The following is an 8,870-nucleotide window of genomic DNA, read 5'->3' as shown; positions in this document are numbered from 1 at the left end:
GTGCGGCGACCGGCGTCGGCGGCATATTGCGCGACGTCTTCACCATGGGCGCGCGGCCGATCGCGGCGATGAATGCGCTGCGTTTTGGTGCGCCCGACCATCCCAAGACCAGGCACCTCGTTTCAGGCGTGGTTTCCGGCGTCGGCGGCTATGGCAACGCGTTCGGCGTGCCGACGGTCGGCGGCGAGGTCAATTTCGATGCCCGCTACAATGGCAACATCCTGGTCAACGCCTTTGCAGCGGGCCTTGCCAAGACCGATGCGATCTTCCTGTCCGAAGCCAAGGGAGTCGGCCTGCCGGTCGTCTATCTCGGCGCCAAGACCGGCCGCGACGGCGTCGGCGGCGCCACCATGGCTTCGGCCGAATTCGACGACAAGATCGATGAGAAGCGTCCGACAGTGCAGGTCGGCGATCCCTTCACCGAAAAGTGCCTGCTGGAAGCCAGCCTCGAACTGATGGCCTCGGGCGCCGTCATCGCCATCCAGGACATGGGTGCGGCCGGCCTCACCTGCTCGGCGGTCGAAATGGGCGCCAAGGGCGACCTCGGCATCGAGCTCGATCTCGACAAGGTGCCGGTGCGCGAAGAGCGCATGAGCGCCTACGAAATGATGCTTTCGGAAAGCCAGGAGCGCATGCTGATGGTGCTGCGTCCGGAAAAGGAAAAGGAAGCCGAGGCGATCTTCCACAAATGGGGGCTCGACTTCGCCATCGTCGGCAAGACCACCGACGATCTGCGCTTCCGCGTGCTGCACCAGGGCGACGAGGTTGCCAACCTGCCGATCAAGGATCTTGGCGACAAGGCTCCGGAATATGACCGGCCGTGGATCGAACCGAAGAAGCCGGCGCCGCTGGCCGCCAATGATGTTCCGCAAGCCGATGTTGCAGACGCGCTCCTGAAGCTGCTCGGCGGTCCCGACCTGTCTTCGCGCCGCTGGGTGTGGGAGCAGTATGACACGCTGATCCAGGGCAATTCGCTGCAGCTTCCAGGCGGCGATGCCGGCGTGGTGCGGGTCGAAGGCCATGCGACCAAGGCGCTCGCCTTCTCGTCCGACGTGACGCCGCGCTATTGCGAGGCCGACCCTTACGAGGGCGGCAAGCAGGCGGTGGCCGAATGCTGGCGCAACTTGACCGCCACCGGCGCTCTGCCGCTGGCCGCAACCGACAACCTCAATTTCGGCAACCCGGAACGGCCCGAGATCATGGGCCAGCTGGTCGGTGCCGTGAAGGGCATCGGCGACGCCTGTCGTGCGCTCGAATTCCCGATCGTCTCCGGCAATGTCTCGCTCTACAACGAGACCAACGGCCAGGGCATCCTGCCCACCCCGACCATCGGCGGCGTCGGCCTGATCGCCGATTGGTCGAAGATGGTGCGGGCCGGCTTTGCGGCCGAGGGCCAAATGATCCTGCTGGTCGGCGCGCCGGCGTCCTGGGGAACGCATCTCGGGCAATCGGTCTATTTCAGGGACATACACGGCCGCACGGATGGACCGCCGCCGCCGGTCGACCTCGAGCATGAAAAGCGCGTCGGCGACCATGTGCGCGCGCTCATCGCCTCCGGCATCGTCACGGCGGCGCATGACGTTTCCGATGGCGGTATCGCGGTGGCTTTAGCCGAAATGGTGATGGCGTCCGGCATCGGCGCCACCGTTCCCGGCCTTGTCGGCACCGACCCGATCCCGGTCTGGTTCGGCGAGGATCAGGGCCGTTATCTGCTGACGCTGTCGATCGACCCGCATGGTGACGAATGGGACGCCATTCGCAAGCAGCAGGGCGAGCTTGGCATCTTCGCGCCGTGGATCGGCTCCACAGGCGGCAGCGCGCTGAAGCTTGGCGACGCCAGGGCAATCCCGGTCAGCGAACTCTCCTCGGCTCACGAAGGCTGGTTCCCGCGCTTCATGGATCAGGCTAGTTGACCACACTGGCTGCCCGGGCGCTGCTTGCAGTCGTTTTCTGGCCGTCGCTGTTCTTCTTCTGGTTCCTGGGACCGTTCGTCTTTTTCCTGCTGTCGACAACCTCGAGCGAGGTTTGTATGCGGCTGGAAACACGTGCGGAGTTCCTTGCCGCGGCGAACGGCGCCGTCCCGATGCTGGCGCTGCAGAACCTCCTCTACGCGGTCCCGATCATCTGCCTGGTGCTCTGGGGCCGCCTTTTCCCGGATCCGGCACGGGCAAGGCACATCGTCACCTGCGTCAAGCTTTTCGCCGGCACGGTGGTCGTGGGCGCGTTGTGGGAGTACGGCTCGTCGCTCATCTGCGACGGCCATGGCCAAGGGTTCTTCTCGCCGGCTTGGCAAATGACGAGCTATCTCCCCATTGTCAGCCTGCTGCTCAACGCGCCGCTCTATGTGCTTGCCTTCAGCCTTGGCCGCGCTTTCTCGACACGCGAGGACGTTGCCGAGGATGAAGCAAGCCCACCGGCCTAGTCTTTCTCTGAAGCCGTGTGGCCGTTGGCGGGACAGAACGGCTTCAATCCGGACCGGAAAGGCTTTAGGCTCACCCGACTCTCATCTTATGGCCGGCTACCGGCCGCTCGAAACAGGATTTTGCCATGGCAATGGATGCCCACGACATCGAAAAACTGATCAAGGACGGCATTCCGGACGCCAAGGTGACGATTCGCGATCTCGCCGGCGACGGCGACCACTATGCGGCCGAGGTGGTGGCCGAGAGCTTTCGCGGCAAGAGCCGCGTCCAGCAGCACCAGATGGTCTATGACGCGCTGAAGGGCAATATGGGCGGCGTGTTGCACGCATTGGCGCTGCAGACCAGCGTTCCCGACTGACCCTTAGCGCTTGGCCCAACACGGCTCATCCTTTGCGCCATTTCAGCCACGGCGCGGCTAACGTCTTGTTTCGAGCAATCGTTGGGTTTATTTGAAGGGTATGTTTCGAGCCTGACTCCCACAGGCGGGAAAGGATATTCCATGAGCAGCATCAACGACTACATTGACAATGAAGTGAAGGGCAACGACGTCGTCCTTTTCATGAAGGGCACACCTGGTTTCCCGCAATGCGGATTTTCCGGCCAGGTCGTCCAGATCCTCGACTATATCGGCGCCGACTACAAAGGCGTGAACGTCCTGGACTCGGCTGAACTGCGCCAGGGCATCAAGGAATACTCCAACTGGCCGACGATCCCTCAGCTCTACGTCAAGGGAGAATTCGTCGGCGGTTGCGACATCGTGCGCGAGATGTTCCAGGCGGGCGAGCTGCAGACGTTCCTCGTCGAGAAGGGCGTCAGCGTCAAAGGCGCCGCCTGATTTCTGTTTTGTGCATGCCCGAAATCGACGTTGATTTTCGGGCATCGAGCACCAGGCACCGGGGCAACCTCACCTCGGCAATTTTCATGTCCTGACCCCAGGACCAGGACGAGCCAATGCGCCGGCCCGCCGGCGCATTTTCGTTTGAAAGATCGGACTTGCCGTGGACCAGCCAAAACCAGCGCCGCAATCGGCAAGCAAACTGCCCATTCCGCGCTGGGAGTTCATCGCTCTGTGCGCGGCACTGATGGCGCTGAACTCGCTGGCCATCGATATCATGCTGCCGGCTCTGCAGCAGATCGGCGCCTCGCTCGGCGTCGAAAATGAAAACCACCGGCAGTACGTCATAACGGCCTACATTCTGGGCTTCGGTGGCGGGCAGCTGTTCTTCGGGCCGATCTCGGATCGCTTCGGACGTCGCGCACCACTGGTCGCCGGGCTGGTGATTTATGTCGCCGCGGCTGCGGCCGCCGCCGTTGCACCAAGCTTTGAAACACTTCTGCTGTGCCGGGCCGTGCAAGGCATCGGTGCAGCCGCCACTCGTGTCATCGCGGTCTCGATCGTGCGCGATACGTTCGACGGCCGGCGCATGGCCGAGGTGATGTCGCTGATCTTCATGGTGTTCATGGCGATACCGGTCATTGCTCCCGGCATCGGCCAATTTATCATGCTGTTTGCGACCTGGCATTGGATCTTCGTCACCATGGCCGTCGGTGCGCTGCTCGTCTCGGCCTGGTCGCTGCTGCGCCTTCCTGAAACGCTGCATCCCGAACATCGCCGGCCGCTGACGCTCAACTCCATTGTCGGCGGGTTTCGTATCGTTCTCACCAACCGCATTGCGATCTGCTATGCCTTCGCCAGCACCTTCATTTTCGGCGCCATGTTTGGCTTCATCGCTTCGGCGCAGCAGATCTATGTCGACATTTTCAAAGTCGGCGAGATGTTCCCGGTCATCTTTGCCGGGGTTGCGGGCGTGCTCGCCTTCTCCAACTTTCTGAACTCGCGCCTTGTCGGTCGCATCGGCATGCGCCGCCTGTCGCAGAGTGCGTTGCTGCTGTTCCTGGTCATCAGCCTTGCCTGGCTGGTGATTTCGCTGGAGATGAAGATGCCGCTCTGGCTGTTCATCACCTTCTTTGCCTGCGCCATGCTTCCATTCGGTGCGCTCGGCGCGAACTTCAACGCGCTGGCCATGGAGCCGCTCGGCCAACTGGCCGGCACGGCTTCGTCGATCCTCGGTTTCATGCAGACGTTTCTCGGCGGCATTCTCGGTACGCTGATCGGCCAGGCCTTCAACGGCACGGTGACGCCGCTGGCCGCCGGCTTCTGCAGCGTCTCGGTCGCCGCGCTGCTGATGATCTTCATCGCCGAGCGCGGCAAGATGTTCCAGCCACAGAACCCGCCCGTTTCAGGGCACATCACCGACTTGCATTAGGACGCACCTTCAAGGGCTGCCGTGAACCGAGGGGCAAGCATGCGCCCCGCAATTGCTTCGCCCATGCTGTCCGAAAAGTGCAATGGCAGAGCGTCATCGAGTGCCCTGAGGATGGATGCCACGAAGGCCCGGCTGCGCTGGGCATCGGTTCCCAGATCGGAATATGTGGCGCGAGGTTTGCCGATCAGCGTGCCGTTGCGGCGAAGCGAGAACCGCAGCGTGAGGGACATGCCCGCGGTTCCGGGTGGCGGCTTCCAGCAGGCATAGATCGCGTCCGACATCTCCTTTATCGTGTCGACGGGATCGGTACTGCGACAGCTGCGCTCTTGCGACCTTGCTTCCAGGGAACTGGCGAACAGACCGGCGGCAAGAGCCGCCGCGACAAATGCAAACCGAGGTTTCATTCGAGAGCCTCCGGATTTGCGCGAGATTGTACTGCTTTCGGCTAACGCAGCAATCGATCCTACTGCGCCCAGAGCTCGCGGCGCAATTCGTGCCAGCTTTCCTTGTCTGGCGCGACAAGCAGGCCGCCGCCGAGATGCGAGGGCAGATAGGCGCTGCCGTCGAAGCGCGCCGCATGGCCGCCGGCCTCGGCATGGATCAGCACGCCGGCCAGGTGGTCCCACGGCATCAGCTTGTTGTAGACGACGAAGTGGGCATGGCCGCTCGCCAGCAGGCGGTATTCGTGCGCGGCGCAGCGATAGGCGAACTGCGACAGGATCTTGGTCTGGTTGCGCGCCAGCCGTGTCCGTTCCGGCTCGGCCATATATTGCCAGGAGACAGAGCCGGTCATCTCCGAGATCGGCGCGGGTACCGCTACATGCACCTTCTCGATGCTGCCGTGCGCATGCCGGATATGGCTGCCGGCACCCCTGGCGCCAATCAGCCAGTCCTTGCCGACGGGATCGTGGATGATGCCGGCGACGGTCTCGCCCTTGACCACGACCGCCAGCATGACGCCGAACAGCGGCACGCCGGAGGCGAAATTGAAAGTACCGTCGACCGGGTCGATGACGAAGGCCAGATCGGCATCGCCCAACCCGTTTAAAAGCGCTGGATTGTCGGAACAGGCCTCCTCGCCGACGACCATCGCTGAGGGATACCGCTCGCGCAGCCGCGCGGTGATCAGCCGCTCGGCATTGACGTCGGCTTCGGTCACCAGGTCGGCGGCCGACGTCTTCTGCCTGACATCGCCATCGCCCAACCGGCGAAAGCGCGGCATGATCTCGGCCAGTGCCGCCTCGGCCAGAATGCCGGCCAGCCAGTCGATCGCGGTGTCGTCAAATGTCATCGGCTTGCCTTGTGGTGAGGGTCTTGAGGGCAGCGAAATCGAACAGCTTTCTGTCGAGCAGATGCGATGGCCTGCTGTTCGACAGCGCGCGCAGCATCGTATCCTTGCGGCCCGGCATGCGCTTTTCCAGGTCCTCGAGCATCGCCTTCATGGCATTGCGCTGAAGACCTTCCTGGCTGCCGCAGAGATCGCAGGGAATGATCGGGAATCGCATGGCGGCAGCGAATTTTTCCAGATCGACCTCGGCGCAATAGCTCAAGGGCCGCAGCACCATGACGTCGCCTTCGTCATTGAGCAGTTTTGGCGGCATGGCGGCGAGACGCCCGCCATGGAAGAGGTTCATGAAGAAGGTCTCGAGAATGTCCTCGCGATGATGGCCGAGCACCAGCGCCGAGCACCCCTCCTCGCGTGCAATGCGGTAGAGATGGCCGCGCCTGAGACGCGAGCAGAGCGAGCAATAGGTGCTGCCCGCCGGCAGCTTGTCGGTGACGACGGAATAGGTGTCCTGATATTCGATCCGGTGCGCAATGCCGTGGCTGTCGAGATAGTCCGGCAGGATATGTTTGGGGAAATTCGGTTGGCCCTGGTCGAGATTGCAGGCCAGAAGATCGACCGGCAAGAGCCCGCGCCATTTGAGGTCGAGCAGCACCGCGAGCAGGCCGTAGGAATCCTTGCCGCCCGACAGCGCTACGAGCCAGCGCTGGCCGGGCTTGACCATCGAGAAATCCTCGATCGCCTGCCGGGTCAGCCGCAGCAGCCGCTTGCGCAGTTTGTTGAACTCGACCGAGGACGGCACGTCGGCGAACAGCGGATGGAAACCGCCTTCGCTGTCGGCGACCAGCGGATGGAAACCGCCTTCGCTGTCGGCGACCGGTTCGAGCGTTTCAATGTCTGGAAGCATGTTCATGGCATGTCGCTTTCAATGGCCCAGAGCGCCGGATTAGCGGACATGACCGACAAAGAAAAGGCCGCCTCGACGGGCGGCCTTCGCAGGATGTCGCAGAACGCGCTCGTTTAGCGCGAATAGAATTCGACGACCAGGTTCGGTTCCATCTGCACGGCGAACGGAACGTCCGCCAGGCCGGGGATGCGCGAGAAGGTCGCGACCATCTTGTTGTGATCGGCTTCGATGTAGTCCGGCACGTCGCGCTCGGCGAGACCGACCGCTTCCAGAACGATGACCAGCTGCTTGGACTTTTCGCGGATTTCGACGACATCGCCCGGCTTGCAGCGGTACGAGCCGATGTTGACGCGCTTGCCGTTGACGTTGACGTGACCGTGGTTGACGAACTGACGGGCGGCGAAAATGGTCGGCACGAACTTGGCGCGGTAGACGACCGCGTCGAGACGCGACTCGAGCAGGCCGATCAGGTTCTCCGAGGTGTCGCCCTTGCGGCGGTCAGCCTCTTCATAAACCTTGCGGAACTGCTTTTCCGAAACGTCGCCATAGTGCCCCTTCAGCTTCTGCTTGGCGCGCAGCTGCAGGCCGAAATCGGAAAGCTTGCCCTTGCGGCGCTGGCCATGCTGGCCGGGGCCGTATTCACGCTTGTTGACCGGGGACTTCGGGCGGCCCCAGATGTTTTCGCCGAGACGGCGGTCGATCTTGTACTTCGCGGATTCGCGCTTGCTCATCGCATTCCCTTTTCAAAACAACACACCCGGAACCTCATGGTCCGGGTGAAGGAAACGCGCCCTCCTCTGGCCTCCGTTTTCGAGACCTGACAGGGTTTTCCCACGCAACGCGGCGGAAAACCCACGGGACACGTCAGTTCAAACAAGATAGTAGAATTGGATTTCCACGCATCTTGCGCACATAAAGAAAACCACCGGGCATTGCGGCCCGGTGTTAGCGCGCTGATTAAACGGAGATTTAACCGGTGTCAAGCTTGTGGCTGGCGTAGGCCATGGCGACGATATAGCGTCTCTGGGTTGAGTACAGTGCCGGATGTGGCGGGAGGTTGCGCCAGCGGCATCAGGAAGGGACCGGAGCAGAGGAGCTACATTCGCATGAAGAAATTCTTCCTTACCCTGACAGGAGCCGCTGTGTTGGCGGGATCCATGGCGGTCATGACACCGGAGCCGGCTGAGGCCAGGCATTGGCAAGGGCACCGGCACCACCAGGCTTGCCGCATCGTGATCAAGAAGAAAATTATCTGGCGGCACGGCCACAAGAAGGTCATCCGCTACAAGATCAAGCAGTGCAGAGGGCGCTGGTAGGCTGCAATCAGGCGGCCGACATCATTTCGAAGCCTGCGGTTTGGCCGCGGGCTTTTGATTCCGGCTCGTGTTCTTCGGCGTTTCCCTTGAACGGCGGACTGCACTCTAGCCTTTCGACTTCTTCTCCGGCAGGCCCTTGCGCTTCGTCTCGGCGAATTCCTCGAGCTGCTTTTCGCTCATCGATTCGTACATTCCCTTGGAAGCGCCCTGGAGTTCGCTCTTCTTGGTCTCGCCGCGCTTGGCCGACAGAGCCGCGCCGGCGGCTTTCTGCTGGGCTTTCGAGGTGGCTGGCATGGCTCTTTCTCCCGTTGGCATCAGGAGAAAAACGCAACGACTGCCGTGATGTTCCGCTTCGCAATCACGACATCGCCAACCCGAACCCCTGCATCAGGCGGCGGGTGGGGAAATCGGCTCTTTTCGATGTGAAGACGGCAAGGTCGGGCCCTTCAGGCAACATCTCGCCACGACCGCTCGGATCGATGTCGGCGAGAAGCGACAGCGCCCGGCGCGCGATCGCTTCGGCGGGGTCGAGCCAGTCGACCGGCCAAGGCGCCGTCTTGCGCATACGATTGGCCAGAAAGGGGTAGTGTGTGCAGGCGAGCACGACGATATCCGTACGCAGCGCATCACGTTCGACGAAGCATGGCGTGATCTCGGCGCGCACCGCCTCCT

General features: G+C 62.4%; 11 protein-coding genes and 1 pseudogene. 6 read left to right on the top strand and 6 right to left on the bottom strand.

The features are described 5' to 3' along the window. The 5 genes from purL to EN879_RS14260 all read left to right on the top strand — a co-directional run. Positions 1 to 1,913, top strand: a 1,913-nt coding sequence (gene purL / locus EN879_RS14280; protein WP_127274106.1) for a phosphoribosylformylglycinamidine synthase subunit PurL, incomplete at its 5' end; no start/stop codon positions are given. Continuing rightward, complete coding sequence (locus EN879_RS14275; RefSeq protein WP_024504561.1) at positions 1,910 to 2,422, top strand: hypothetical protein; 513 nt, start codon at positions 1,910 to 1,912, stop codon at positions 2,420 to 2,422. The genes purL and EN879_RS14275, both read left to right, overlap by 4 nt. Before the next feature lie 125 nt (positions 2,423 to 2,547). Continuing rightward, positions 2,548 to 2,781, top strand: coding sequence for a BolA family transcriptional regulator (locus tag EN879_RS14270; protein ID WP_010909092.1), 234 nt, complete (start codon positions 2,548 to 2,550; stop codon positions 2,779 to 2,781). Positions 2,782 to 2,922: 141 nt separating this feature from the next. Next, positions 2,923 to 3,258: a Grx4 family monothiol glutaredoxin gene (gene grxD, locus EN879_RS14265; RefSeq protein ID WP_063167818.1), complete on the top strand. Its 336-nt coding sequence runs from the start codon at positions 2,923 to 2,925 to the stop codon at positions 3,256 to 3,258. Positions 3,259 to 3,421: 163 nt separating this feature from the next. Beyond that, positions 3,422 to 4,690 carry a multidrug effflux MFS transporter gene (locus EN879_RS14260; protein ID WP_082826441.1) on the top strand — a complete coding sequence of 423 codons (1,269 nt, stop codon included), beginning with the start codon at positions 3,422 to 3,424 and terminating at the stop codon, positions 4,688 to 4,690. Here the strand turns inward: EN879_RS14260 and EN879_RS14255 are convergent. The 4 genes from EN879_RS14255 to rpsD form a co-directional block, all read right to left on the bottom strand. Next, positions 4,687 to 5,094, bottom strand: a complete 408-nt coding sequence (locus EN879_RS14255) for a hypothetical protein (RefSeq protein WP_063167817.1) — start codon at positions 5,092 to 5,094, stop codon at positions 4,687 to 4,689. The two genes, EN879_RS14260 and EN879_RS14255, sit on opposite strands and share 4 nt — an antisense overlap. A 59-nt stretch (positions 5,095 to 5,153) precedes the next feature. Then, a complete protein-coding gene (locus tag EN879_RS14250) occupies positions 5,154 to 5,981 on the bottom strand; it encodes an inositol monophosphatase family protein (RefSeq protein ID WP_013532140.1) in 828 nt (275 codons plus the stop codon). Beyond that, positions 5,971 to 6,888: a tRNA 2-thiocytidine(32) synthetase TtcA gene (gene ttcA / locus EN879_RS14245; protein WP_063167816.1), complete on the bottom strand. Its 918-nt coding sequence runs from the start codon at positions 6,886 to 6,888 to the stop codon at positions 5,971 to 5,973. The genes EN879_RS14250 and ttcA overlap by 11 nt, the downstream gene beginning before the upstream one ends. Positions 6,889 to 6,995: 107 nt before the next feature. Continuing rightward, positions 6,996 to 7,613: a 30S ribosomal protein S4 gene (gene rpsD, locus EN879_RS14240; protein WP_013532142.1), complete on the bottom strand. Its 618-nt coding sequence runs from the start codon at positions 7,611 to 7,613 to the stop codon at positions 6,996 to 6,998. Between the two features lie 375 nt (positions 7,614 to 7,988). Between rpsD and EN879_RS14235 the strand changes: the two genes are divergently transcribed. Continuing rightward, positions 7,989 to 8,198 carry a hypothetical protein gene (locus EN879_RS14235; RefSeq protein WP_013532143.1) on the top strand — a complete coding sequence of 70 codons (210 nt, stop codon included), beginning with the start codon at positions 7,989 to 7,991 and terminating at the stop codon, positions 8,196 to 8,198. 105 nt (positions 8,199 to 8,303) lie between these two features. On the opposite strand, the gene EN879_RS14230 is transcribed toward EN879_RS14235, so the two are convergent. Continuing rightward, entirely contained in the window at positions 8,304 to 8,492 is a 189-nt protein-coding gene (locus tag EN879_RS14230) for a DUF3008 family protein (RefSeq protein WP_013532144.1), read from the bottom strand. Positions 8,493 to 8,556: 64 nt separating this feature from the next. Beyond that, a pseudogene (locus EN879_RS14225) lies at positions 8,557 to 8,870 on the bottom strand (glutamate racemase); the annotation flags it as partial.

It is taken from the genome of Mesorhizobium sp. M7A.F.Ca.AU.002.02.1.1 (assembly GCF_003998535.1).
Taxonomy (GTDB): Bacteria; Pseudomonadota; Alphaproteobacteria; order Rhizobiales; family Rhizobiaceae; genus Mesorhizobium; species Mesorhizobium ciceri.
Note: the sequence above shows the minus strand (reverse complement) of the source record. Positions and strands in the feature narration are given on the sequence as shown.

What these genes read in the sequence shown, in the direction of transcription:
- EN879_RS14270 (WP_010909092.1), top strand. Translation starts at nt 2,548, where the DNA reads ATGGCAATGGATGCCCACGACATCGAAAAACTGATCAAGGACGGCATT.
- grxD (WP_063167818.1), top strand. Translation starts at nt 2,923, where the DNA reads ATGAGCAGCATCAACGACTACATTGACAATGAAGTGAAGGGCAACGAC.
- EN879_RS14255 (WP_063167817.1), bottom strand. Translation starts at nt 5,094, where the DNA reads ATGAAACCTCGGTTTGCATTTGTCGCGGCGGCTCTTGCCGCCGGTCTG.
- EN879_RS14250 (WP_013532140.1), bottom strand. Translation starts at nt 5,981, where the DNA reads ATGACATTTGACGACACCGCGATCGACTGGCTGGCCGGCATTCTGGCC.
- ttcA (WP_063167816.1), bottom strand. Translation starts at nt 6,888, where the DNA reads ATGAACATGCTTCCAGACATTGAAACGCTCGAACCGGTCGCCGACAGC.
- rpsD (WP_013532142.1), bottom strand. Translation starts at nt 7,613, where the DNA reads ATGAGCAAGCGCGAATCCGCGAAGTACAAGATCGACCGCCGTCTCGGC.
- EN879_RS14235 (WP_013532143.1), top strand. Translation starts at nt 7,989, where the DNA reads ATGAAGAAATTCTTCCTTACCCTGACAGGAGCCGCTGTGTTGGCGGGA.
- EN879_RS14230 (WP_013532144.1), bottom strand. Translation starts at nt 8,492, where the DNA reads ATGCCAGCCACCTCGAAAGCCCAGCAGAAAGCCGCCGGCGCGGCTCTG.